Below are 23,040 nucleotides of genomic sequence, written 5' to 3'. Positions count from 1 at the left end.
GTCCTTTCTATCTTACTAAATACTTAAACTAAATGCTTGAAAATGAGCCTCTTGCCGAAATTTGCGCCTTTCCTGCAAAGCCCATTTTTAGGTCTTAAAAACAAGCTACAAAATAAAACCCTAAATAAAAATTATTTAGGGTTTTGACCAAGATGAAATTAAATTTTTCTAAAAAGCAGATTTCTACGAAAATTAGGCTTGTTTTGCTACCTGAATGTTCATCAAAAGGCGCACTTCGTCGCTTACCACTACGCCGCCAGCCTCTGTTACGGCACTCCAATTCAAGCCAAAATCTTTTCTGTTGATTTTGCCCGAAAGTTCAAAACCTGCCTTTACGTTGCCGTAGGGGTCTGTCGCTGTGCCGCCATATTCTACGGCTAAGGTTACGCTTTTGCTTACGCCTTTTATCGTTAGATTGCCTTCTAATGTATAAGTTGTATCACTTTTTTTAGCAAATTTGGTAGAAGCAAAGGAAAGAGTAGGAAAACTTGCAGCATTGAAAAAGTCGTCTGATTTCAAATGGGCATCACGCTGCTCTATGCCCGTATCGATGCTCTCTATTTGTGCCTCAAATTGGATAGAAGCTCCGTTGAAGTCGTCGCTTTCGACACTTAAAGAGCCTGAAAAAGATTTGAAACTTCCCGTAACGGTAGAAATGACTAAGTGTTTTACCTTGAATTGAACTTCAGAGTGTGCAGGGTCGATGAGCCAAGTAGTTGCCATGTTGTAAGAAATAATTGGTTTTGAAATATATTTTGTAAAGATTGCGATACCTGCCTTGTTCGGTCTTTGTGGGGTTTGTGTTGTATCAAATCAAAGACGAGCAGGTAGCGGCTTTCAGATATATGTACGTACAACTATTATTTTTGTTGTACCTACACTTATTTTTTTTAGAAAAAATCAACATCTTAGGAAAAAATCTTTTCTGCCACTCCTCCTGTCGCTTGGTTTGTCTTTTTCCTCGTTATTTTCTCTCTCATTTTTTCCATCATTTTTTGTCCTTTTGTAGCCTCCTTTTCAAGGCGTATCGCGCAATTTGTCTAAAAGTGCATTGAGCAGTTGTGCCTCCGAAGCAGACAGACCTGCCAAATGAGGATTGTCTTTTTCAAAATCATCATCAATCTCTTTTAAAAGAGCCAAGCCTTTTTCGCTGATATAGACCTCTATTTCACGCTTGTCGCGTTCCGAAGTTTGCTTGCTAACGTACTCTTTTTCAAGGAGTTTGTCTATGATTCGCGTCGTATTTGAGTTTCTATCTATCATACGTTCTTTAATATCGCGCACGCAGAGCGACTTAGGATTCTGCCCGCGCAAGATACGCAAGACATTAAATTGCTCATTCGAAATGCCAAAGGCTTTAAAACGTGGTAGCATACGGCTTCGCAACCAACTGGCAGTAAAGAGAATATTAAGATGGGCTTTCTGCATCTCACTTTTGAAATGGCTCATTTGAAGTTCGTCTTCTATTTTCATTTTGTATCAAAGATTGAATTGATAAAATTGTACCTACAACTTTTTTTTCTCACGAGGCTCTGCAAATATCGTACTTTTTTGTCTATTTTCCTAATTAGCTTCTAAATTTCTAATTTTTACTTCCCAAAAGTCAAAAATATTTTCTGACTTGGTATAGCCCCTCAATAGCTACCTTTTTTAGCTTTCAAAGTCGTACTTTTTTGTTTTTTTTAACATTTTTTTAGGCTTTTCGTTTGGCAATGCCGTTTTTTTACTCTACTTTGCAGACCCTTATGCCTGCCTTTGCTTATTGCTTCTATGAAAATGAAAAAAATGAAAGTTGTCTTAGCTGAGTTCCGCTTTTGTGTGTTTTTAGTTCTTGTTTTTCTTTATTTTTTCAAATCAGTTTCTGCACAAACGCCACAAACGGCACTTTTTCCCGATTCCACCTCGCTGCTGCTCCGCCTAAATTTTGCACAAGACAAAAAGGCGATGCAGGCTTTTTTTCCCATAGAAGCCTACGCTTACTTTGAAGACGAAACAGCAAACCTGCCTGCCAACGAAATTTTAAAGCAAAACTTTACTACCTTCAAAGGAAAAGAACCCAACGAAGCGACCCTGCACGTAGGAAATGGGAAAAATTGTATTTGGGTGAAATTAGATTTTTACAATGAAACTTCGGAAAATAACTGGATTTTAGAACTAAATGGGGCTTTGGCAGATGTAGAATTGTACGAAAAGGCACAAAATCAACTTTTGCTTCTCTACAAAACAGGGCTATCCCAAGACTTTGAGAGCCGCCCTATTCAAACAGATGCCTTCCTTTTTCCGCTACAAATTCCCACTTTGGAGGCAAAGACCTATTATGTACACCTTAAAAGCGACTATTTTCAGGGCAAAATGGGCATTGGGCAGCCTCTTTATTTTTACGAGCGCGACCACAAAATTGATATAATAGAAGGTATTTTATATGGTTGTTTTTTGATAATGCTTTTTTATAACTTTGTAATTTATTTATCAAGTAAAGAAAAACTTTATCTTTATTATGCTTTAATGCTTACTTTTTCTTTTTTAGCCATTATGCAATTAAGAGGGCATGGCTTCGAATGGCTCTGGCGCAATTTTCCCATTGTCAATCAATATGCCCCCATTTTTCACGCGGGGAATGGCTTTTTTAGTATTCTTTTTGTGCGTTATTATCTGAAAATGCGCGAAAATAGTCTTGTTTTTAATAGAATTTTACTTTTCTTTTCAGCCTCTTTTCTTTTAGCGATTTTGGCTGCCTTATTGGGGTTCAAAACTTTTGCCTCGCTTACCAACCAACTTTCTGCCCTTTTTTCCGCGCCTTTTACCCTTATTGCCGCCCTTGTTATTTGGAAAAAGGGCTTCAAATTAGCCTTGTATGTGGTTTTGGCTTGGGGGTTGTATCTAATTGGTATGATAATTTTTGTGTTGGCAGGCTTGGAAATACTCCCCTACACTACCTTTACCAAAAATGCAGCCCATGTGGGCGCATTGCTTGAAATGATTTTATTGGCTTTGGCTGTGGCGGCGCAGATAGATTTCTATAAAAAAGAGCATGCAAAGGCGCAGCGTGAATCTATGGAACTTTTAGAAGAAAACCAAAATTTGATTTCAGAACAAAACAAAGTTTTAGAAGCAAAAGTATCGGAACGAACAGAAGAGCTTAATATGCTGAACGAGGAACTGATACAAAATTTAGATAAATTAAATAGTCAAAATATTATCATCGAGCGCAAAAATCAAAACATTACCGCCAGTATCACCTATGCCAAAAGGATTCAGGAGGCAATGCTGCCCGAAAAAAGTTTTTTTGAACAGCATTTAAAAGAACATTTTATCTTCTTCCAACCGCGCGATATTGTGAGCGGCGATTTTTATTATGCTAAAAAAATTGTGCAAGCAGGGAGCGAAAAAATTATTTTGGCAGCGGTAGATTGCACAGGGCATGGCGTACCCGGTGCCTTTATGTCCTTGATAGGCAATGACTTACTAAATGAAATTATAGAATTGCGACAAATTACACAGCCCGACGAAATTCTCAATCAGCTACATGCCAGTTTGCATAAGTCCCTCAAACACCAACAACACAGCCAAATTGCAGATGGCATGGACATTGCGATTTGTTGTTTTGATAAAGAAGCCAACACGCTTTATTTTGCAGGCGCACGCAACCAACTTTTTTATATAGAAGATGGCAAAGGCGAATTTATTAAAGGCAATATCTTTTCGGTAGGAGAAAAAAATTACGAAAGAAAAGGTAAAATTATCTTTTCAAAACATACACTATCACTGAAAAATGCTTCTCATTTTTATCTATTTTCTGATGGTTTTGCCGACCAATTTGGGGGCGAGCGCAACAAGAAATTTACTTCTAAGGCATTGCGCGATTTGCTTTTTCAAATTCACGAACTGCCCATGACAAGCCAATATGAAATCCTGACCGAAACCTTCCACAAGTGGCGCGGCACACAAAGGCAGATTGATGACGTACTTGTCATGGGCTTTAAAGTGTAGAAAAGATGCAACTAAAATTTTTAGAAAGAAACGATATTGACAAAGAAAAATGGGATTTTTGTATTCAAAATAGTATCAATCCGTTGCCCTATGCCCTTTCTTGGTACTTAGATGCGGTAACGGCAGGGCGTTGGGCGGCAGTGGTAGGCTTGGAAAATGAGCGTTATGTGGCAGTGATGCCGCTGCCTTGGGAACGAAAATATTATATTCGCTATTTAAAACAGCCAATTTTTTGTCAGCAATTAGGGCTTTTTTCTATGCAAAAAATAGAAGAAGATTTATGGTTAGAATTTTTAAAAATAGTAGAAAAAAAATTTAGATATGCAAGTCGTTATCATTTTCACGTAGGTCAGGAAAAAGTCATCAATACATTGAAAAAAAAGTATGATTTTCAAACATTTTACACGCACCATTTAGATTTACAACTTTCTTACGAACAACTTTCAAAACGATACGACGCAGACAAACGCTACCATTTGCGTCAAGCCGCTAAAAAATACAAGGCAGGGCTTTTTCAGATAGGTTCAAATCTAAAACCAGAGCAGTTGTATGCACTCTTTGAAGAAAGCGTTAGTTCAAAAATAGTGGGAGGAATTGATAAAAAAGCAGCGATTATCTTTAAAAAATTATACCAAGTCTTAGAAAAAATAGCAGTTTGTCTAATTTTTATACCTTTAATCAAAATGAAATTGAGGCAGGTATTCTTATTTTTTCTTGGCAGAAATGGCACATTTATATTTTTAATGCAGGCAGGCAGAAATATAGAGCCAATCAAGGACGACTTTGGCTTTTAGATGCTTTTTTTCGCCACCAAAGTAGCAGTTTTTCGCCTTCCCTTTTCGATTTCGAGAGTGCGCAAGCCTTAGAAGTGGCATATTTTTATGAAAGATTTGGTGCGAGCAAAGTACCCTTTTGGGTGTGGCACTACAACCGCTTGCCTTTTTTCTTGAATTGGCTTTGGGCATTGAAAAAGACTTTGAAAGCCATCAAAAAGACAAAGTTTTTGTAGTATTCTTATACTTTTTCGTTCAAAAATTTCTTTTTTTCAAAAAGTGCGTTGGCGTTCAGACTTGTCTGTTTGGCTACTTTTTCAGGCGAACAGTTACATATTTCTGCAATTTTTTTAGCAATAAATTCTAAATAGGCAGGTTCATTTCGCTTTCCACGATACGGAACAGGAGCTAAATAGGGGGCATCTGTTTCCAAAACCAAATGTTCAAGCCCGACTTTGTGTAGAAAATCAGCCAGTCCGCTATTTTTAAAGGTAACAACGCCACCGATACCCATTAGAAAACCTGCCGCCTTGATGCGTTCTGCCTGTTCTTCTGTACCACCAAAACAATGAAAAATGCCACGCAAGTTATCATCATTTACTGATTCTATCAAATCTAAGGCTTCGTTTGTGGAATTGCGCGTATGAATGACAATCGGTATTTGGCGCATTTTTGCCCATTCTATCTGAATTTTGAAAGCCTCTTTTTGTTGTTCCATAAAAGTCGTGTCCCAATAAAAGTCCAGACCAATTTCGCCGACGGCTACAAATTCGCGCTTGTGAAGCCAGTCTTCTACGATATAAAGTTCTTTTTCAAAATCTTTTTTGACCGAACAGGGGTGCAAGCCCATCAGTGCCGTACAATAATCGGGGTTTTGAAGCTCCACTTCCATCATGGCATCGATGCTGGTGCTATCTACATTGGGGAGGTAGAGATGACTCACCCCTGCCTGACGTGCGCGATTGAGCGTTTCGGCTCGGTCTTTATCGAAGGATTTGTCGTAAATATGGGCGTGTGTATCAATAAAAGACATAGGAATTTTGATAGAATAAGATTTTAAATCGTTTTCAAAAAAGTTTATTTTGTATCGGACACCTGATAATGTGCCAAAATACCAAAGCTCGACAAGTTTGAGGTTTGGTCTAAATTATATCCTAAAATGCTAAGTATTTCTAATAAGCGTTCCTTACTTTGTGCCTCAATCTCTAAAAGGGGCGGAATGTTGGGATACTCGTCTATTTCAAAATGCAAATCTTGGTACTGAAAAGAAGTGCGCTTTTTAGAAAAGGAGCGAATAGGAACAAGACCTAAGTGCTTGATAATCAAGTCCATTTTTTCAAAATCTGTTACAAAAACTTCCTCTTCCTGCATTTCTTTGGCAAAACTATTTTCGCTATTGGGGAGGGCAGCTTTAAAGGTAAGTTCATTAGTTGTACCTTTTTTTCGCAGGCGCAATACTTTTTTTTCCGTCCCAAGTGTATTTTCGGGATAGTCGTAGTAGATGGCGGCTAATTCGCCTTCAAAAGTTTGGATAGCACCCAAACGGCGCAATTTTTCAATAACCTGATTTTTATCTATTTCTAAAATTTTAACTTCTATTTCGTTCATGTTTGAAAGATTCACCCTACAAAACGGTCAAGTTTTATAGGGTTGTTATTTTTTTAAATCAAAATATAAAGCAGCGCAGCCAATACGACCCAAAGTATGCCCATAAAGTGCCAATAAGTACGCACCATTTTGAGTTTTAGGTGTTCATAAGGGTTTGTTACTGCAATTAGAACCTGTACCGAGTCTTTTCCCTTGCTGTATATCTGAAAGGCGTAGTATGCCAGATACAAGACCCCTGCCAGAAGGTGCGCCAAATGCAGCCCCGAAATGATGTAGAGATAAGCACCAGAGGCGTGTCCTGAAAGTTGTGTGCCTGTTTGGTAAAGATGCAGCCAGCCCATGACTTGAAAAAGTGCAAAGATACCGCCCAAAATGTTGGTGATATTGAGATAAATCGCCATCTTTTCGAAATTATCGCGGAAAAAACTTTGGCGAGCCTTTTCTATCGCAAAACTGCTCAATAAGATAAAGAAACTACTTGCTGCAAACTGCCAAGGGTAGCGCGAAAATTCCGCCTTTACACTCTCTTCGGGCAGCGGACTAATGGCTAAAAGCAGTAACAAAAATGAAAAAATGGTTACGATACTGGCAATTCCTAAATAGAGCATGATAAGATAGGGGTGCTGTCTTTCTACTCTTCTAAGCAGGTTTTGTTCGTGAAGTTCGAGGTCTTTTTCTTGCCTTTGCATATCATAAGACTTGAATAAGGTAGGGAATAAATTTGACGGAAAGAAAGGGCGATACGATTCTAAGCATAAAGATAGGACTTTTGTTGTGAAAAGTCAAGTTAAAAATGCAAAAGGCGAAAAAAATAATAGCAAACAGACTTTTAAGGGCAGCAAAAATGAAAAAATAGAGGCAAGGGGTTTGAAAAAATAATAAAAGTAACAAAAAAAAGCCACTTTTTTAAAAGTGGCTCTTTTGTATTTCTTGTAAGTCTTATCTATTTTTTAGCTCGATTGCTTTAAACAGTCAAACGCTATAAAATAGACGTGTATAAGTGGGCGCAATAGGATTCGAACCTATGACCCCCTGCTTGTAAGGCAGGTGCTCTGAACCAGCTGAGCTATGCGCCCTTTCGGGGATTGAAACAAAAATTGTTTCTTTTTTTGTTTTAGAACCTTTCGTTCCGCTTTGATGACACAAAGGTATAGCCTTTTTTTGTAACCTCCAAATTCTGACGACATTTTTTTTAGAAAAAAAGCAAAAAAAAAGAGGCTTAAAAAAAAGTGTCTGAAAATCAGGTAGTTTGTTTGGGGTAATATTTTAGCTCTTGGCAGGCTTTTGGGTGAGAGCAACGGCACTAAAAAAAGTGCTACCCCAAAGGCGTAGCACTTTATTCGATTATGATTCACCTAAACAGAATAAAAAATAACAACAAAAACCGTTTTTTAGCTCGCCATAGAACTGATTTTTTGTTTGGCAAGCCAATTTTGCGCCGCTTCTATGCTTCCAAAAGTGGCATCTATAAAATCGGGCGAATTGTCGCGAGCAGCATCATAGACCTTTTCGGTCGTGATTTCCACAAAAGCGTCGTTGGGCTGCACCACTGCCACGCGCTTTAGCCCTAAAGTTATCGCACGCGGAAAGAACACTTGCGCGATATAATCGCTGGCTTGTTTATTGATGAGCTTCATCTGGGTATGGTCGGCAAGGGCTTTGTGAAAACGTTTCTTCATCAAGAGTTGAAGCACTGCCCCTAAAAGCGTTTCCCATTGCTCTATTTGTAGAAAGCCTTTGGGTTGAATTACATAGTAGTCGGCATTTTCTTGGTAATAGATTTTGCCAAACTTTTCCTCGAAGTGTGTGATGGTAGTCATGCGTAAGTTTTTTGTTTGTGAAGGACGTTTCGTAAAGGCACAAAGGTGGATTACTGCAAGGTTCAACAAAAAGCAGTATCCATCTTTTTTTGTTGAAGCTTCGAGTTACGCTTTCATAACACAAAAAACAGAAAAGTGTTTAAGGCGGAGTTCTTTTTTCCCTTTTTTATTTTCTCTCTTGTTTATTTTTTTATCAGTGGGCTGTTCAGAAAAGTTTGAACAAAACCTGCCTTTTGCGCATGCTGCATCATTTGTGCAGTGTGAGGGGTCAGGACAAGGTCAAGATTGTTTTTTTCTTTTAAATAAGCGGCTAATTTTCTAATTTTATTGCGTCTTTTTAAATCGCCAATGTCGCGGATATAAATAGCCGATACGCGCTTCGGGTATTTTAGGGCAATGCGAGTATAGACTTCTGCATCTTTTTGTCCGCTATCGCCTAAAAGTACAAAAGAAAGTTTAGGATAAGTTTGTAAAATCTGTTTTATTTTGTCTATTTTATGAAAATGATTTCCCGTACCTGATTTCCAAACCTTCCAACTCAAATCTTTTTTTTGCAGCAAAAAAGGGGCTTGCGGAATATTTTGGTGCTGACAAAAATCTTCTAATAGGTCGTACAAATTCCATTCGCTACTCGAAACATAAAAAATTGGATTTTCTTTCTGACCATTATAGCCTTTTTTCAAGGCTTGATAAAAATGAACGACACCTTCCATTGGCTTTCGGCGGTGCGCATGGCGGGTCAGGAGTAGGTATATTTTTTTTAAGGGCTTGGTGGCGTGCGAAAGTAGGAAGGTATCGTCTATATCGGAGATGATACCAAACTGCGCCTTTTCTGATTGCGGCATCAAGACCTGCGCCTCTACGGGGTAGTAAATGGGGTCTTGGGTTTGTTTGTCTAAAAGTTGGATATGGGCTTTCTGCCACGTATAGGGCTTGGATTGCGCTTTTTCTTCTTTCGAAAGGGGGATACAGACTTCAAAGAAGCCATCTTCGTCGGTTTGTGCTAAGGCATCGCGCCCCAAAAAAGAAACCTGTACGGGCATTTCGGGAATGGTATCGCTCAAATAGCGTTTGAGCATAGCCAAGAGATTGCGGTGGAGGCGATTTTTGCGCTTGGTCTTCAAAATGCCACTATTTTCCAATACGCGCCCTCTGATGCGTACCATGTGTTCGTTGCCAAAGCTATGATAGGGCATGATAAGCGGCTCATCGAGCCAGCCCAAGTAGTGTTTGAGGCTTAGTTTGAGGCGTTTGGCAGGATAACGCGCCATGCGCCTGACGTTGCGATACAGGTTGCGGCTTTTGTGCATGTCAAGAAAGATTGCGAATCGCGTGTGCTAAACTTTGGGCTTTTGGCTCTCTTTGTGTCTATTTTCGTAGGGCTTCTTGGCTTAGTCGGAAGAGGTGATGCGGTATTTATCGCGCAATTTTTTGAGTTGTCTTTCTTTGATGGACTGCAAATCGGCTTCGATGTCTTCTATCCATTTTACTTGGTTGTACTTGCCGTCGGGGTGCTTATCGCGGTAGTAGGTGTAGGTAAGTCCTTGCTCCTCGTAAATTTCTTTGTATAAATCTTCGATGATGACAAAATTTTCCGCAATGTTTTGTTTCAATTCCGCCATGCCCTCCCTTTCAGGCATCACGACGGCTTCTATGCCCTGCATGTCGGCAAAGGAAATGGTGCTGTACGCGCTGCTATTTTTGGCGGCTTCAATTTGGCGTTCAAATTCGCGAAAAGCGGCTTCGTCTATAAAAAAGCCGTCAGAGGCATCTTCGGTGATGACAAAGCCTACGACGGCTTCGTTGCTTGCCAAACTTCTTAGCATTAACTCCTGTTTCCAATTATTGACTTTGTCGCGCTCACTGCTGCTCATGGCTGTCCAATCTTTGCCCATGTATTGCGTCCAGAGGGTAGAATCGGTGGGCTTATCCAGCAATTTGCCCCAAACCACAGGTTTTCCCATAGGGTCTTCTATCCATTCGTCGTCTTGTGCAAAGACCGTAGAAGCCGACAAAAACGAAAAAGCCAATACGCAGACCCAAAGTTTAGCAAAAAAAGCAAACGAATGGGCAAACAAGGAGGGTAGGTTGTTTTTCATACGATAAAAAATTTGAATAGTTTTGATAACGACAAGGGTAGGATTGGTGTCCCTTGCAGGATAGGAAGGCGGAGCTGCCTTTGAGAAGTGGCAAGTGCAAATAGAGAGCCTTTGTGCGCAAGTGGCTTCTAACTTGTGTCGGTGCTTAGGTTTCGATTGTTTAAAATTCGACCAAAGATAGCTATTTTTGGTCTTTCTTACAACCTTTTTTCCAAAAGCGGGCTTTAAATATGTAATTTGCTCGTGGTAGCCTCTGCAAAAATCGCATCTTTTTTGTCGGAGTGGCTTTTTTTATCAAAATAAAAAGTTGTTTCCTCGCCTACATGGAGGGAATTGGTACAAAGTAAGCCTACGCGCTTTTGCTTCGGGCTTGCTTTTTTCTGCTTTTTCTGCTTATTTTTGTTGGTCAATATCCTTATTTCTCTTTTTTATGTCAAAATTTATCGCTCTTTTTTTAGGTAGAAAAAAAACGGTAGGTCTTTTCTGGATTGTGCTTTCCCTATTTTTTTCGCTCTCTTTGCGTGCCGTTCCCGATACCCTTTTTTTACAACAAAACATCACCAAATACTACCAAAAGCATCAATACGATTCGGTAATGCCCTTTCTTTGGCAGTTGGAACAAGCAAAAACTCTTTCTAACATAGGCAAGATAGACGCATATCTAAAATTAGGAAAAATAAAAGTCGAACATTATAGCCAATATGATAGTGCCTTATTTTATTTCGAAAAAATTAGACCGCTTGCAAATCTCCAAACAAAACAAGGACGCAAAAATATCGCCCAAGCCGCCCTCAATAGTGCTATCGCTTTTCGCATGAAGGGCGATTACGACAAAGCCTTCGCCCAAGTATTAGAAGCCGAAAAGATAGCCGCAGCATTGGAAGATGAGGAACTAACCATTTCTGTTCTCAATACCAAAGGGATTCTCTATCGTTATCAGAAAGAGTATGAAAAAGCACTTATTTATTATCGCGAGGGTTTAGAAAAGGCGCGTTCCTACCTACAAAATCAGACCGATTCTGCCAAAGAAAGAGTGGGCAAAGAGTGGGCTTTTCATTTTTACAACAACCTTGCCCTTACCTTCAAACAGCTTGGCAGATACGATTCGGCGTTGGTTTTGATAGAAAAAGCACTCGAATTGGGTAATGAAGTGCTGCCCGAAAAAGCCCTTTATCCACACTACGGCAATGCTGCCATGCTCTATAAGCGCGTCGGCAAGCTCAAAGAGGCACAAATGCTCCTGACCAAAGCGATAGCCATTGCCCAAAAAGGCGAAAATACGGCAAATCTGGGCGCACTTTACATCAACTTGGCACATATCGAGATGGCACTGCAAGAGTGGAATCAGGCAATCGCCGCCGCCGAAAAAGGCAAACAATTAGCACTCGAAGCCCAACACAAGGAGTGGATAAAAAATGCCTACGGCACTTTGGCAGAAGCTTTTGCAGGGAAAAAAGATTATCAAAATGCGTATTTCAACTTAGCCGAAAAACTTTTTTGGGTCGATTCTCTGTTTGGCATAGAAAAGACCAACGCCGTCGCTCAAATGGAGGTGCGCTATGAAACGGAAAAGAAAGAAAAAGAAATTTCACAGCAACAAAACCAAATTTTAGCCTTAGATTTGGAAAATGAGCGCAAAGAAAAAGTCTTGATAAGCGGCGTGGGTCTGGTCTTGCTGCTGCTTGCCTTTGGTCTGGTTTTGTATAAAAAACAGCAAGCCAAAATCAAGAACCAAGCTTTAGCGAAGGAAAAGACCGAATTACAACTGAAAAATACCCTTTTGGAACAAGAAGTCCTCGAAGGGCAGTTGCAATACCAACAGCAACTTTTGGCGCGTAAAAATCAGGAGCTTCTTTCCTTTACCATTCTTTTGGTGCAAAAACGGCAAGCCTTAGAAGAAGTGGTAGGGCAGATTGAAAAAGAAGACATTGATGCCAAAATCAAGAAGCGGATTCAAATTCTGACCCATAACGAACAAAGTTTTAGCCAAGAGTGGGAGGAGTTCCAACGCCGCTTCGAGCAAGTCTATACCGATTTTTTCCCCCGCCTCAAAAGGCAGTTTCCTGCCCTAACGCCCAACGAATTGCGCCTCTGTGCCTTGCTTCGCCTCAATCTTAGCACCAAAGAAATGGCAGTCTTGCTCAATATCTTGCCCGATAGCGTCAATATGAGCCGCTACCGATTGCGCAAAAAATTTGAACTTAATACAGATGAAAATCTGATAGATTTTATCATGTCGCTCTGAAAATGAGCGTAGAGGCGGCAGGGCAACTGTTCTTTTCTAATCTTTATTAAAATTTAGCACTAAAATTTAGCTCCTTTATGCGCATCATATACATGGGAACGCCCGATTTTGCCGTTCCGTCCTTAGAAATTTTGGTACAAAACGGCTACAAAGTAGTAGGCGTAGTTACCGCTCCCGACAAGCCCGCAGGCAGGGGGCTTAAAGTGCAGGAATCGGAGGTAAAACAGGCGGCTCGCAGGCTTAATTTGCCCATTTTTCAGCCTACCAACTTGAAAGACCCCGATTTTCAGGCAGAATTGAAGGCTTTGAACGCACACCTGCAAATTGTAGTGGCTTTTAGAATGTTGCCCGAAGCGGTTTGGAATATGCCGCCGCTGGGAACGCTCAATCTGCATGCCTCTTTGTTGCCCCAATATCGCGGTGCTGCCCCTATCAATTGGGCAATCATCAATGGCGAAAAGGAAACAGGGCTTACTACTTTTTTCCTTCAACACCAAATTGATACAGGCGATATTATCCTACAAGAAAAAGAAGCCATACAAGAAGACGACACCGCAGGGACGCTCTATGATAGGCTCAAAATCAAGGGTGCGGAGCTAATTCTCAAAACGGTTAGGCTGATAGAAAAAGGCGATTATACGCTGCAAAAGCAAATCATCAAAGACCCCGAAAGCCTCAAACCTGCCCCCAAAATCTTTACCGAACATACCTTTATCAATTTTAGGCGAAAGGGCGAGGATATTCTCAACTTTATGCGCGGACTTGCGCCCTACCCCATGGCACGTATGCGCCTCAACGACAAAGCCTACAAAGTCTTCGAAGCCGATTTTATAGAAGATGATGCCCCCAGCGAACTTATGATGGGTGAATTTCGCACCGACGGCAAAAGTTTTTTGCATATCCGAATCCCCGACGGCTATTTGGCAATACAGCAGTTGCAGGCAGAGGGCAAAAAGAAAATGAGCATCAGCGAATTTTTACGCGGCAACAAGCTATAATTTACCTTTCACAAAATAAAATCCTAACAATATTTTTAACAATATTTTTATTTTCTTTTTTAAAAAAATACTATGCCAACTTTGATTACCTATAATCTCAATGGCTTTCGTGCAGCAGTGAAAAAGGGCTTTTTAGAATGGCTTGAAGCCGAAAACCCCGACATCGTGTGCTTACAAGAGGTGAAGGCTACGCCCAAGCAGTTAGAAAAAGAGCTTGCCTTTTTAGCCAACTTAGGTTATGAAAGCTACTTTTTTCCTGCCCAAAAAGCAGGGTATAGCGGAGTGGCTATCCTAACCAAAATCAGCCCAAAAGCGGTCGTTTATGGCATGGACAACCCCAAATATGATGCGGAAGGGCGCGTGCTGCGTGCCGACTTCGATACCTTTTCGGTCGTGAGCGTCTATATGCCTTCGGGAACTTCGGGCGATAGCAGGCAGGATTTTAAGTACGAATGGTTGGAAGATTTTACCCAATACATCGAGGCTTTGCGCAAAACTATCCCCAATCTTATCCTAAGCGGCGATTACAACATTTGCCACAAGCCCATCGACATCAATTTCCCTAAAAAGCACGAAAAAATGACGGGCTTTCTGCCCCAAGAACGGGCGTGGTTTGATGATTTCATCAACTTAGGTTGGGTAGATGCTTTTCGCGTCTTTTCGCAGGCGGCAGAGCAATATACTTGGTGGAGCTATCGCAGCAAAGCGCGTGAGAAAAATTTGGGCTGGCGCATCGACTACCATTTAGTAACTGATAGTTTTGCCCCTCGTCTGCAAGATTGTCAAATTCGCAGCGAGGCTGTTCATTCCGACCACTGCCCTGTTTGGCTTTCTTTTGTCTAATTTTTGTCTGATAGACCTTTCAAAATTCAAAACCTATCTACTTTTCAAAAAGTAGATAGGTTTTTCTAAAAACTACTGAATGGGTTTCACTTCAAAACCTTCCTTCTTCAAAAGTGCGATAACGCCTTCTTCGCCTCCCAGATGGGCTGCGCCAATGGCGATAAAGTGCGTTTTTTCGGCTATTTTGGGTGCAATGCGCTCTGCCATCAGGTAGTTTCGTTTGAGCAGGAGGTTTTCATTGAGCTGTAACGAACTACTTTGGGTTGCAATTTTTTGAAGTTCGTCCAGATTTTCTTCGGCATACCAGTCGAGCATTTTTTCAATAGTAGGGTCTTTGCCGCCATTTTCTTGGGCATTTTTCAACCCTTCTACACTTTCGACCAATAATTTTGCCTGCTCCTGCAAAGAAATAGAGGTAAAGGCATCGAGCTGTTCGCCCAACGTTTCCAATCCTATTACTTCTTTGCCTTCTTCTTTTGCCTTCCTTTGTAGGTACAAATCCAGCGGCGGTCGGCTACTCGAATCGGCACTCGCCGTCTTTTTTGCATTGGCAGCATCAGAGAGAAAGACCACTAAAAAAATAGGCTGTATTTTATCCATCATCGCGACCATCATGGGCATTTTGGCTTGTAGGGCAGTTTTTACTTCCTGATACTGTGCCGAGTCGAGCAACGCTTTGAGCGTGGTATCGCCTTTGATAAACATTTTAGGCATCATGGCTGCCGCAGAAGCATTGGGGTCTATGTCCAAATCCATTTCTCCTGCCAAGACTTCGCAGGTATTGAGGTAAGGCGAAATTTTTTCTATATGTGTGTAGGCACGCGCGTCGCTTACGTGCATAGTGCCGTAGAGGTAGGAGGGTTTGGTTAGTCCTTTTCCTGTAATTTCCCAAAGCAGTTGTGCTTGAAGTGGAAAGGCGCAAAAGAAAAAGAGGGCAAAAAGCAGTGTTTTTTTCTGTGTCATTTTCTAAAATAGATTGATGAGTTTGGAGGTGTTTCCTTAGAAAGGCGATACAAGAGAAGCCAAGTCTAATATTTTTTTTCCATATTTTTTTGTCAGAAGTGGCGATTCCGCTCTCAAAATCCTATCTGACGTAGCAAAGAGCCGTTTTGCGTATTTTTGAAGTACAGAAAATAGCGGCATTTTTTAGCAGGCATCAGGCTCAAAGTGAAGTTCAAATAAAAAACCCTCTCTAAATAGGGAGGGCTTTTTCAGTATGAAATAGTACGGTTGGGATACTATTTATCGTAAAAGCGAAACAAAATAGTTGGGGCGCGGAACGCAATGCTTTCTTTCTCTGTTGGTGCTATGGAAGTTTCCTTGTGTTTTCTCTCTGTTTTCTCTTTATTTTTTCTGCATTTTTTCTTTTGAGGAGGCTGCCCCGAAGGTTTGACAAATATACACCTGTGTCGCAATATTGGTTTGCTTTCTTTCCTATACAATCGCTATACAAGCTCTACTTTTTTTCAAAAAACCGTTCTTTTCTTTCGGTGGCAGGTTTTTATTTTTTAGATTCGATACGACAAACTTTGTGTAAGTGCTTCTTTTTCAAGATTTTAGAAAATCAAAGCCCTATACAGTGCGTTTTTAAATTTAAAAGTAAATTTTTAAATAGTGTTGTTTTTTGAAAAAATTATATAAAATTAAAACAAATAATAAAGTGAAAAACATTTTTGATTAGAACCTGTAAAACGGGATAGCGTCCTTCTTTTTTCTGCAAAGGTTGGATTTATGGTGGCATTGCCTTATCTTTACTCTTATTACTCGACTTCTATTTTTAGATAGCCTTTATGAACACAAGTACGAAAAAAAAATTGCGCAAAGGAGCTTTTGGGCTTTTTTTCGTGGCGGCAGGTCTGCTACTTCTCTTTTTGGTGTTGCGATATTTTAATTTGGTTTTTGTAAGCCATGAGCCTTTCAGGGTTATCCCCGAAGATGCGGTTTATATGATAGAAACAGAAAATCCGATGGAGGCGTGGCAGAAAATTAGCGAAAGTGCCATTTGGAAGCACCTTTCCAAACAAGATAGCCTCAAAGATGTAGCAAGTGCGGCACAGACGCTCACCGACTTTATCCATGAGCAAAAAGAGTGGCTGCAATGGGTGGCAAAACGCGATGTCGTTATTTCGGCGCACCTCTACAATCAGAAAGAATATGACTTTTTATATGTCGTAGATTTGCCTATTAAAATAGAATCACAATTTCAAAACTTAGTGAGTCCTTATTTGAAAGAATATGGGCAGACCCTCGATACGGCTTCTTACAAGGCGTATCCGCTTTTTTTGTTTGAAAATAAGGCTGATAAAAGCGTCTTGACAGTAGCTTTTATAGATAATCTTTTGGTTTGTTCTTATACGCGCCTTTTGGTAGAAGCTGCCATAGACCAACATTTTGCCCCCTATTTTAGCGACCAAAAACAGTTTAAGATGGTCGAATCGAACCTTTCCAATAATGGTATCGGAAATTTGTATGTTAATTATCGCTACTTGCAAAACTACATGCAGGCGGTCTTGGCGCAGGACAATCCCTATATGCAGAGCATTGCAGAGGCGACACTTTTTTCGGGAGGCACTTTGAAGACAAAAGAAAACGACAAGCAAACACTTCTTTCTTTGGACGGATATAGCAGTCTGAACGATACCTTAGCCACTTATTTGCGTGCGCTTGCCCTTTCGGGGAATGGCAAAATCACTGCGCCTCGCATTATTTCGCAAAGAGCGGCTTTCTATTTTAGTCTTACTTTTGATAATTTAGAAACTTTTACTACCAATTTTCAATCGCTATTAAAAGATTCCGATACAGTGCAGTACAATTCCTATAAACGTAATGTAGAACGGGTAGAGTCTTTTTTAAAGATAAGTTTAGAGGAGCATTTTTTCTCTTGGGTAGGAAATGAAATTGCCGTTGTCCAGACCGAACCGCATAGCAGCGGCAGAAAGGCAAATGATGAATTTGCCCTGATTATCAAGACCAAAAATATCAATGAGGCAAAAAAGAACCTGCAATTTATTGCCGACCAAATTCGAAAACGCTCACCCGCCAAATTCAAAACCTTAGAACATCGTGGGCATAAGATTAGCTTTTTGGCGATAAAAGGTTTTTTTCAGTTTATTTTAGGAAAATATTTTGATAAAATTGAAAAACCGTATTTTACCATCATAGAAGATTACGTCATTTTTAGCAACAGCCCGACCACCTTACAAGGCATCATAGACGACTACCGTATTCGCCTTGTCCTGACGGAAGACGCTGATTTTCAGACCCTTTTTCAGGAATTTGACCAAAGCTCAAACTTTTTCTTTTATACCAAGACTCCAATTCTGATGCGCTCGATGGTCAGTATGGTAGAGCCTGATACGTGGAAAAGTATGAAAAGAAATGAAGATTATCTTATCTGTTTTTCACAATTTGCCCTACAACTAAGCGAATCGCGCGGAAATTTTGATACCCGCTTGGCTACCCTTTTCGAGATGCCACAAGAGGTAAGGCAGAAAGAGCAATTAGTTTTGGCACTAAGGCGCGAAAAATTGGACAATATCCCCATTACTTCGCAAAGTTCGCTTTTAGATAGAATGACCGCCTTTCTGGGCAGCGAGCAGGAGCAAACAGAGGCAACCGAAGAATTGATGGGCAGTTTACAGGATTTGTTAAATATCAATCCGCAGGAAATGGTCGATATTTCCGAAGTTGGCTCGGCAGATTTTTACCGAATCCGCAAGACTTTGGAACGCACCGATGAGGAAGGAAAACGGCTCAAATTTCAGATACGGGGCGGCAAAAAAGACGGCTTTTATCGTGTCTATCAAGACGGAAAATTGCGCATCAGTGGCAACTACAAAGATGATTTGCCCGATGGCGTATGGAAATTCTATGACGAAAACGGAAAAATGATAGAGCGAAGACGCTATAAAAACGGAGAGGAGCAAAAACTGCAAACTAAGTCGCTTTTCTAAAACCAAAAAAATGCAGCAGGTTCGAATTTTATCTGAAATAAAATTTGGCTTGAAGCCTATTTTGGCTCTGAAAACCTTTTTTTATTTCAATCTCCCTTCGGACAAGGCACTGCCTTGTCCCTACACTTAAAAAAAACCTCGCCGACGGGCAACGCCCTCGGCGACGGTTCAAAAATTTTTATTCCACCAAAAGCGAAACCCAATTTTTATAGGTTTGGTCTTTAAATTCTATCAGGTAGAAATACGTGCCTGCGGCAAACCCTTTTCCGTCCCATTCGAAGTTTCTATCCTGACTTTCAAAGACCAACACACCCCAGCGGTTGAAGATTTTGATGCCTACAAACGGATTATCGCAGGTATTGAGGGGTAGGTTTGGAATCCTGAAAGTGTCATTGAAGCCGTCGTTATTGGGGGTAAAGACGTTGGCAGGTAGGAAGTTTTCTACTTGAATGTTGTCGCGTACCGTAATGCGCACCGAAAGCGGCGCAGAGGCACGCAAGCCGCACTTGGTTTCATCTTCCACAATGAAAAGCGTTTCTACAGTCTTTTCACTTGCGCCGTCCAAAAAGCTGCAATCGGGAGTCCAGCTAAAAGTGCTACTTTGGGTAGGCAGCCCTTCTACATTTTCAAACTGCATGCCCAAGTCTGCCAAATTAAACCCTACCCCAAAACCAGAAAGGCTAATACGCTCGTTGTCGGCATCATCGCCTATCAAGTCGAAACTAATATTTGTACCCACAGGGACATCTACGATAAAAACGCCATTGAGCGAATCGGTCAGGGTTGTCGCAATCGTTGGGGGCGTATTGCGTAAATCAGGCGTGAGCAAAATTTCTACGCGGACGGTATCGGTTAGGATTCTATCACAGTTGCCGATGTCGGTAACTAAAAATTCTACCAAGTAAGTAGTGTCGCGATTATTTGCACCCAAATTTTCACAAGCGGGAGTCCAGCGGAAGGGACTGCTAAGAGGGGCTTGTCCGAAGCTATTTTCAAACTGCATGCCCAAATCGTTTAAATCATACCCAACGCCATAGCCTTCTAAGCCGATAAAGTCTAAGTCGGGGTCGTCGCCAAAGACGTTGAAGGTAAGGGGCTGATTGACTTCGGCGCGGACACGATAAAGCCCTGCGGCGTTGTCGAAAGTAAGGGAAGTGGAAACTTCGGGTGCTTCGTTGGGGCGTGCTGCATAGCGGAGGCGTATCAAGACCAGCGCGGTATCTGCCAAAATAGGCTGACAATCCACTTTTTCGGTAGCGATAAAGCGCAAGAGAAATTCCCTTTCGTTGCGCCCTTCCAGATGCTCGCAAAGGGTCTGCCATTTGAAGGGCGAAACAAGCTGTGGCACGCCTTCTACGTCTGTAAATTCCATGCCGAAGTCGGCAAAATTAAACCCAACGCCTTCACCGCTTAGGAGTAGGTAATTGTTTTCGGGGTCGTCTGCAAAGACATCAAAATTGACCTGCTGCCCTACTTCTACCTCTATTTCATAGCGTTCTTGGGCAGGATTGAAGACCAGCGAAGTGCTTGCTTCGGGTGCTTGGTTGTTTGGATTGGGAGGCATCACGACTAAAATCACGATAATTTCCTCGTTGAGCGAATTTTCGCAGGGATTTTCGTCGCGGATTTGGAAGCGCATTTCTATCGGCTGCCCTAAGTTGATTTTTTCTACCAAATCGCAAGGCGTATTCCACACAACTTCGGTTTCTAAGATAGGAAAGCCCTCTACGGGGGTAAATTGAATCCCTAAGTCGGCAAAATTAAACCCAACGCCATTTCCTGTGATAAAGATTTTGTCGTTATTAGGGTCGTCGCCAAAGATTTTAAATTGATAGGGTACGCCCAAAGTGAGCGTGTCGCGGTAGGTTTTGGTGGCGGCTTCGAAGTTGGGAATGTCGGTCGTGATAAGTGGCGGCAGGTTGGGGCGCGGCAGCAAGACCACAACCACACGCAGCGTGTCGGCGTTTTCGGCTACACCACACGCGTCGAAATCGCGGACGATAAAGTCCATGATAAATTCTTGTGCCACTCTTGGGTTGTCCAAATCCTTACAAGAGGTCTGCCAAGTGAAGGTGGCGTTGAGGGGCGAAAAGCCATTGGTGGGTGCAAAGGTAATATTGCGCCCATCTGCACTAAAATTAAAGGGCAGAAAACTAAGCGCAAGGCTATCGCCTTCGGGGTCGGTGGCGTTGATGGGAAAAGTAACCGTTTCGCCTACAAAAACGGAATCGTATCGATACACGCCTGCCATGGGGTCGAAATCGAGGTTGGTCGTAATTTCGGGCGGTAGGTTTTCGGTAGTGTCGCGAATGACTTTTACATTCAAACAGGTTTCTGCCATCATAGCAGAATCGCAAGCCCGCTCGTCTTGGGCTTGAAAACGAATGTTGTAGATGCGCTCGGTTTCGTCGGGGTTTAGGGCATCACAAGGCGGCTGCCACGTAAAAGTGCCTTTGATGGGGGCGCACCCTTGCCGCCTGTAAAATTAGAGCCTGCGGGCAAATCGCCCAAAGCGGAAAGGCTGATGATGTCGTCATTTTGGTCGTCGCCCGTAACTTCTACCGTCAGCAGTTCGCCTATCTTGACGGTGGCTTCATAACATTGCGTTACGGGGTCGAAGACGGCATCAGTGATAATGGTGGGCGGCAAATTGGGCGGCACTACGATATTGACCAGCACGCGCACCGTATCCATAAGCGGCACAGCACAACTGTTGTCTTCAATCACAAAATCCACGATATAGGGTTCGCCACTCGGATTGGGGCATTTCGGAAAACAGGCATCTATGGTCAGGACATCGCCTGCGCCATTGACCGTTCCTATGGTTTGCTGCAAAATTCCCCCTGCGTCATCAAAATTGACAGGGAGCGCACGCACCTTGATTTGCGAATTGACATCTATATCGGTGATAAAAAGTTTGCCACAATTATCTTCGCCTGCTTCAAACTCTAAAACTGTGCCTTCGGTATAAAAATTAGGCGAATCGTTGGATTTGTAGCGTGCTTCAGGCGCGTTGGCGGTGGGGCAGTCGATGACCAAAAGCTGGTAGTCGCGGCGCACTTCGCCAATTTTCTGTCCGTTTCTAAATTCTTCTATCAAAACGGCAAAAACATAAAGCCCTGTTTGTGAGGCAGTTACAGATAAAATGCCGCTATTGCTAATTTGCAGGGGCGGACTGCCCGGTATCATATTGCCTACGCCAATGCCGCCGATAAACTGCACCGTTGGATAGGGGGCAGGGCTTGGTTCGGGTCTGGGGTCGGAAAAACTGCTATTGCCACTCAAAGGCGCAACTAAGCTATAACGCAACTCGTCGCCGTCGGCATCTGTACCGCTAAAATCAAAGAAAAAAGGCTGATTGACACAGGCATAATCGGAAAGAGGCGGAAAAATGGCAGGCGAAGAATTGAGAAAGCGACCGCCATTGCGCACTAAGGGGGGAAATTCTAAGTACATGGTCTGCCCTGCAAACTGTGGGTCGATGATGTTATCGATGATATTGTTCCTACAACAACGCTCCCAAACCATATAATAGCCCGCAGGCTCGGCAAAACTATTGGGGTCTAAAGTTACTTCCAAAGAATAATAAATATGGCGCACCTTCAAATCGCCGATAGCACAAAGCGGTTGAGTATAAGGCACTAAATTATTCGAGCGCAAGGGCAATTCTACGCGCAGCCGCTGCTGATTGGTAGCCTTCGAAAAAATGCCGATAATCGCTGTCGGATAGATGGCATCGGGGTTGCCATTGACATCGTCGAAGTATTTGTTGAGTCCGATTCGGTAGCGATTGCCACCCAGATGCACCATTTCAAGTTCGCCACCTACAATGTGAGTCGCCGTCGCTGTTGGTAGCAGGGCAAAAGCCAAAAAGAGGCTATAAAGCAGCGTAAAAAGGGTAAGCCGATACGTCGTTTTCATAGATTTTTATTAAAAACTGTTAGATTCTTGCAAAACCCGCTACAAAGGCAGGTAGGAAAGTGGGGTTCGAAATGCGAATAGGGTCAATTCTATGTCAATAGTACGAAAAAAAACAGACTTGTGCAACGCTCTGTTTTCAAACTGCCCTATATTTCTTTATTTTTTCCTTCAACCGTCGACGAGGCTGTTAGCCGTCGTCGAGGTTTTTGCTTGTAGCGCGAAGCTCCCGCTTCGTCATCCAACCGTCGACGAGGCTGTTAGCCGTCGTCGAGGTTTTGCTTGTAGCGCGAAGCTCCAGTTTCGCCATTCTGTTTTTTTTAGACCTCGCCGACGGGCAACGCCCTCGGCGACGGTTCATTTTAGTTCAAATTCTGCCATTTTGTCCTGAAAATAACGGTGTTTTTATTTTTTCGCTACAAAAAAGTAGTAATTTGTAAAAATAATTAAATTCGCCTTTTCTGAAAAAAAAGTGCCACTATTGCGCGTATAGGGATATGATGATTTTGTTTTGATGTTTTTTGCTAAAAAGAGTAGCATTAAAAAATTGGAGTGGCTGACTTTCTGTCAATAGTTTTGTAAAATAGTTACAAATCTTTCGACTTTGGGGTAAAAAACGCTTCTTTAAAATTTTTTCGACTATTTTTGGGCTTCGATTTGGATTTGAAAAAAGTCTTTCCTACCTTTGTGATGTCGCCAAAAGGGGGCTTTAAAGTGGTACAGACCACGTTCTTTGAAATAGTTAATCGACTGCTCTTAAAAACCCTCTTCCATTAAAACAAGGATTGCGACT

The 23,040-nt window shown here is 41.8% G+C and carries 18 protein-coding genes and 1 tRNA gene; 6 read left to right on the top strand and 13 right to left on the bottom strand.

Translation table 11 applies throughout. The features are described 5' to 3' along the window. Window positions 1–192 precede the first annotated feature (192 nt). Window positions 193–723, bottom strand: a complete 531-nt coding sequence (locus G500_RS0118025) for a YceI family protein (RefSeq protein ID WP_027003555.1) — start codon at window positions 721–723, stop codon at window positions 193–195. A 294-nt stretch (window positions 724–1,017) separates the two neighbouring features. Then, window positions 1,018–1,473, bottom strand: a complete 456-nt coding sequence (locus tag G500_RS0118015; RefSeq protein ID WP_027003554.1) for a MarR family winged helix-turn-helix transcriptional regulator — start codon at window positions 1,471–1,473, stop codon at window positions 1,018–1,020. Window positions 1,474–1,776: 303 nt separating this feature from the next. On the opposite strand from G500_RS0118015, the gene G500_RS0118010 reads away from it, so the two are divergent. Both G500_RS0118010 and G500_RS0118005 read left to right on the top strand, forming a co-directional pair. After that, the gene (locus G500_RS0118010) at window positions 1,777–3,990 is read left to right on the top strand and encodes a 7TM diverse intracellular signaling domain-containing protein (protein WP_211220171.1); all 2,214 of its coding nucleotides are present in this window, start codon (window positions 1,777–1,779) and stop codon (window positions 3,988–3,990) included. Between the two features lie 5 nt (window positions 3,991–3,995). After that, window positions 3,996–4,784 carry a hypothetical protein gene (locus tag G500_RS0118005; protein ID WP_027003552.1) on the top strand — a complete coding sequence of 263 codons (789 nt, stop codon included), beginning with the start codon at window positions 3,996–3,998 and terminating at the stop codon, window positions 4,782–4,784. A 220-nt stretch (window positions 4,785–5,004) separates the two neighbouring features. On the opposite strand, the gene G500_RS0117995 is transcribed toward G500_RS0118005, so the two are convergent. From G500_RS0117995 to G500_RS0117955, 8 genes are all read right to left on the bottom strand, one after another. Beyond that, window positions 5,005–5,796 carry a TatD family hydrolase gene (locus G500_RS0117995; protein ID WP_027003551.1) on the bottom strand — a complete coding sequence of 264 codons (792 nt, stop codon included), beginning with the start codon at window positions 5,794–5,796 and terminating at the stop codon, window positions 5,005–5,007. 44 nt (window positions 5,797–5,840) lie between these two features. Next, a complete protein-coding gene (cyaB, locus tag G500_RS25275; protein ID WP_051203847.1) occupies window positions 5,841–6,371 on the bottom strand; it encodes a class IV adenylate cyclase in 531 nt (176 codons plus the stop codon). A gap of 53 nt (window positions 6,372–6,424) precedes the next feature. Beyond that, window positions 6,425–7,060, bottom strand: a complete 636-nt coding sequence (locus G500_RS24140) for a cytochrome c oxidase subunit 3 (protein WP_051203844.1) — start codon at window positions 7,058–7,060, stop codon at window positions 6,425–6,427. Between the two features lie 312 nt (window positions 7,061–7,372). Then, a tRNA-Val gene (locus G500_RS0117975) sits at window positions 7,373–7,447 on the bottom strand. A 315-nt stretch (window positions 7,448–7,762) separates the two neighbouring features. Then, the gene (locus G500_RS0117970; protein WP_154657219.1) at window positions 7,763–8,191 is read right to left on the bottom strand and encodes a hypothetical protein; all 429 of its coding nucleotides are present in this window, start codon (window positions 8,189–8,191) and stop codon (window positions 7,763–7,765) included. A gap of 182 nt (window positions 8,192–8,373) precedes the next feature. Further along, a complete protein-coding gene (locus G500_RS24135) occupies window positions 8,374–9,501 on the bottom strand; it encodes an App1 family protein phosphatidate phosphatase (protein ID WP_051203842.1) in 1,128 nt (375 codons plus the stop codon). Between the two features lie 81 nt (window positions 9,502–9,582). Further along, the gene (locus tag G500_RS0117960) at window positions 9,583–10,290 is read right to left on the bottom strand and encodes a hypothetical protein (RefSeq protein ID WP_027003548.1); all 708 of its coding nucleotides are present in this window, start codon (window positions 10,288–10,290) and stop codon (window positions 9,583–9,585) included. A gap of 224 nt (window positions 10,291–10,514) precedes the next feature. Next, window positions 10,515–10,700, bottom strand: coding sequence for a hypothetical protein (locus G500_RS0117955; RefSeq protein ID WP_027003547.1), 186 nt, complete (start codon window positions 10,698–10,700; stop codon window positions 10,515–10,517). 20 nt (window positions 10,701–10,720) lie between these two features. On the opposite strand from G500_RS0117955, the gene G500_RS0117950 reads away from it, so the two are divergent. The 3 genes from G500_RS0117950 (at window position 10,721) to G500_RS0117940 (ending at window position 14,376) form a co-directional block, all read left to right on the top strand. Further along, window positions 10,721–12,535, top strand: a complete 1,815-nt coding sequence (locus G500_RS0117950) for a tetratricopeptide repeat protein (protein WP_027003546.1) — start codon at window positions 10,721–10,723, stop codon at window positions 12,533–12,535. A gap of 77 nt (window positions 12,536–12,612) precedes the next feature. After that, on the top strand, window positions 12,613–13,533 hold the full coding sequence (gene fmt / locus G500_RS0117945; RefSeq protein WP_027003545.1) for a methionyl-tRNA formyltransferase: 921 nt from the start codon (window positions 12,613–12,615) through the stop codon (window positions 13,531–13,533). Between the two features lie 72 nt (window positions 13,534–13,605). Continuing rightward, a complete protein-coding gene (locus tag G500_RS0117940) occupies window positions 13,606–14,376 on the top strand; it encodes an exodeoxyribonuclease III (RefSeq protein WP_027003544.1) in 771 nt (256 codons plus the stop codon). Window positions 14,377–14,448: 72 nt separating this feature from the next. Here the strand turns inward: G500_RS0117940 and G500_RS0117935 are convergent, their stop codons facing one another. Next, on the bottom strand, window positions 14,449–15,339 hold the full coding sequence (locus G500_RS0117935) for a TraB/GumN family protein (RefSeq protein WP_027003543.1): 891 nt from the start codon (window positions 15,337–15,339) through the stop codon (window positions 14,449–14,451). 827 nt (window positions 15,340–16,166) lie between these two features. Between G500_RS0117935 and G500_RS0117925 the strand changes: the two genes are divergently transcribed. Further along, a complete protein-coding gene (locus G500_RS0117925; protein ID WP_027003541.1) occupies window positions 16,167–18,329 on the top strand; it encodes a DUF3352 domain-containing protein in 2,163 nt (720 codons plus the stop codon). Window positions 18,330–18,507: 178 nt separating this feature from the next. Here G500_RS0117925 and G500_RS0117915 read toward each other — a convergent pair whose 3' ends face one another. Next, complete coding sequence (locus G500_RS0117915) at window positions 18,508–20,673, bottom strand: T9SS type B sorting domain-containing protein (protein WP_086047961.1); 2,166 nt, start codon at window positions 20,671–20,673, stop codon at window positions 18,508–18,510. A gap of 71 nt (window positions 20,674–20,744) precedes the next feature. Beyond that, complete coding sequence (locus G500_RS25270) at window positions 20,745–22,250, bottom strand: hypothetical protein (RefSeq protein ID WP_051203840.1); 1,506 nt, start codon at window positions 22,248–22,250, stop codon at window positions 20,745–20,747. Between the last annotated feature and the right edge of the window lie 790 nt (window positions 22,251–23,040).

The sequence above is a fragment of the Hugenholtzia roseola DSM 9546 genome (genome assembly GCF_000422585.1).
Classification (GTDB): domain Bacteria; phylum Bacteroidota; class Bacteroidia; order Cytophagales; family Bernardetiaceae; genus Hugenholtzia; species Hugenholtzia roseola.
The sequence above is the reverse complement of the archived record's forward strand: the minus strand, read 5'-3'. Positions and strand labels throughout refer to the sequence as shown.

Bases quoted from the DNA above. Each gene is read 5' to 3' on its own strand.
- G500_RS0118025 (WP_027003555.1), bottom strand. From the start codon at position 723: ATGGCAACTACTTGGCTCATCGACCCTGCACACTCTGAAGTTCAATTC.
- G500_RS0118015 (WP_027003554.1), bottom strand. From the start codon at position 1,473: ATGAAAATAGAAGACGAACTTCAAATGAGCCATTTCAAAAGTGAGATG.
- G500_RS0118010 (WP_211220171.1), top strand. From the start codon at position 1,777: ATGAAAAAAATGAAAGTTGTCTTAGCTGAGTTCCGCTTTTGTGTGTTT.
- G500_RS0118005 (WP_027003552.1), top strand. From the start codon at position 3,996: ATGCAACTAAAATTTTTAGAAAGAAACGATATTGACAAAGAAAAATGG.
- G500_RS0117995 (WP_027003551.1), bottom strand. From the start codon at position 5,796: ATGTCTTTTATTGATACACACGCCCATATTTACGACAAATCCTTCGAT.
- cyaB (WP_051203847.1), bottom strand. From the start codon at position 6,371: ATGAACGAAATAGAAGTTAAAATTTTAGAAATAGATAAAAATCAGGTT.
- G500_RS24140 (WP_051203844.1), bottom strand. From the start codon at position 7,060: ATGCAAAGGCAAGAAAAAGACCTCGAACTTCACGAACAAAACCTGCTT.
- G500_RS0117970 (WP_154657219.1), bottom strand. From the start codon at position 8,191: ATGACTACCATCACACACTTCGAGGAAAAGTTTGGCAAAATCTATTAC.
- G500_RS24135 (WP_051203842.1), bottom strand. From the start codon at position 9,501: ATGCACAAAAGCCGCAACCTGTATCGCAACGTCAGGCGCATGGCGCGT.
- G500_RS0117960 (WP_027003548.1), bottom strand. From the start codon at position 10,290: ATGAAAAACAACCTACCCTCCTTGTTTGCCCATTCGTTTGCTTTTTTT.
- G500_RS0117950 (WP_027003546.1), top strand. From the start codon at position 10,721: ATGTCAAAATTTATCGCTCTTTTTTTAGGTAGAAAAAAAACGGTAGGT.
- fmt (WP_027003545.1), top strand. From the start codon at position 12,613: ATGCGCATCATATACATGGGAACGCCCGATTTTGCCGTTCCGTCCTTA.
- G500_RS0117940 (WP_027003544.1), top strand. From the start codon at position 13,606: ATGCCAACTTTGATTACCTATAATCTCAATGGCTTTCGTGCAGCAGTG.
- G500_RS0117935 (WP_027003543.1), bottom strand. From the start codon at position 15,339: ATGACACAGAAAAAAACACTGCTTTTTGCCCTCTTTTTCTTTTGCGCC.
- G500_RS0117925 (WP_027003541.1), top strand. From the start codon at position 16,167: ATGAACACAAGTACGAAAAAAAAATTGCGCAAAGGAGCTTTTGGGCTT.
- G500_RS0117915 (WP_086047961.1), bottom strand. From the start codon at position 20,673: ATGATGGCAGAAACCTGTTTGAATGTAAAAGTCATTCGCGACACTACC.
- G500_RS25270 (WP_051203840.1), bottom strand. From the start codon at position 22,250: ATGAAAACGACGTATCGGCTTACCCTTTTTACGCTGCTTTATAGCCTC.